Genomic DNA, 1705 nt, shown 5'->3' on the forward strand with positions numbered 1-1705 from the left:
CCTTCGGGAGGGCGTTTACCACGGTGTGGTTCATGACTGGGGTGAAGTCGTAACAAGGTAGCCCTAGGGGAACCTGGGGCTGGATCACCTCCTTACCTATACGACTAACTTAATGTTTGTTGAGTGTTCACACAGATAACTTGTTCTTGTTAGAGCAGGTGGCACGCCTTAACGGCGATGCTTGTTCTTTAAAAATTTGGAAAGCTGATAGTGTTAATGTGAAAGGGATAATGGCGTACTTGTGCGTGATTATTTGTAGCATTGACGCGAAAATTAAAATTGAGTTCTCAAACACTTAAATCAAGTGCCGAATCATTGTAATGATGATTCATGAGTATTCTTTTGGCGAAAGTAAACACCATTAGTTGCGATACAACATCAAGCTTACCCGCTTGAAAGAGTTTGTTTCCTTGTGAAACTCATTTGGGTTGTATGGTTAAGTGACTAAGCGTATACGGTGGATGCCTTGGCAGTCAGAGGCGATGAAGGACGTAGTAACTTGCGAAAAGCGTTGGCGAGCTAGTAACAAGCATTTGAGCTAACGATGTCCGAATGGGGAAACCCACATGCATAAGCATGTATCACAACATGAATACATAGTGTTGTGAGGCGAACCCGGGGAACTGAAACATCTAAGTACCCGGAGGAAAAGAAATCAACCGAGATTCCCCTAGTAGCGGCGAGCGAACGGGGATTAGCCCTTAAGCGTAGAGGGTGTTAGTGGAATGTGTTGGAAAGCACAGCGGCACAGGGTGATAGCCCCGTACATGAAAACTAACTTTACGTGAAAACGAGTAGGACGGGACACGTGACATCTTGTCTGAACATGGGGGGACCATCCTCCAAGGCTAAATACTCCTGACTGACCGATAGTGAACCAGTACCGTGAGGGAAAGGCGAAAAGAACCCCTGTGAGGGGAGTGAAATAGAACCTGAAACCGTATACGTACAAGCAGTGGGAGCGGTTCTTGAGACCGTGACTGCGTACCTTTTGTATAATGGGTCAGCGACTTACATTTTGTAGCGAGGTTAAGCGAATAGCGGAGCCGTAGGGAAACCGAGTGTTAACTGCGCGTTTAGTTGCAAGGTGTAGACCCGAAACCCGGTGATCTAGCCATGGGCAGGTTGAAGGTTGAGTAACATCAACTGGAGGACCGAACACACGTATGTTGAAAAATGCGGTGATGACTTGTGGCTGGGGGTGAAAGGCCAATCAAACCGGGAGATATCTGGTTCTCCTCGAAAGCTATTTAGGTAGCGCCTCGAGCGAATACCATTGGGGGTAGAGCACTGTTAAGGCTAGGGGGTCATCCCGACTTACCAACCCTTTGCAAACTCCGAATACCAATGAGTACTACTCGGGAGACACACGGCGGGTGCTAACGTCCGTCGTGAAAAGGGAAACAACCCAGACCATCAGCTAAGGTCCCAAAGTTATTGCTAAGTGGGAAACGATGTGGGAAGGCTTAGACAGCTAGGATGTTGGCTTAGAAGCAGCCATCATTTAAAGAAAGCGTAATAGCTCACTAGTCGAGTCGGCCTGCGCGGAAGATTTAACGGGGCTAAGCAATACACCGAAGCTATGGGTACTAGCGCTTGCGCTAGTGCGGTAGAGGAGCGTTCTGTAAGCCGTTGAAGGTGAAGGGGTAACCCACGCTGGAGGTATCAGAAGTGCGAATGCTGACATGAGTAACGATAAAGGGGG

Annotated in this window: 2 rRNA genes; both read left to right on the plus strand. The window is 48.1% G+C overall.

From position 1 onward, the window contains the following. Positions 1–95: ribosomal RNA gene (locus DVO77_RS18905) — 16S ribosomal RNA — on the plus strand; the annotation flags it as partial. Between the two features lie 339 nt (positions 96–434). Then, positions 435–1705 (plus strand): 23S ribosomal RNA (locus DVO77_RS18910); the annotation flags it as partial.

This window comes from Shewanella algidipiscicola (genome assembly GCF_003605125.1).
Classification (GTDB): Bacteria; Pseudomonadota; Gammaproteobacteria; order Enterobacterales; family Shewanellaceae; genus Shewanella; species Shewanella algidipiscicola.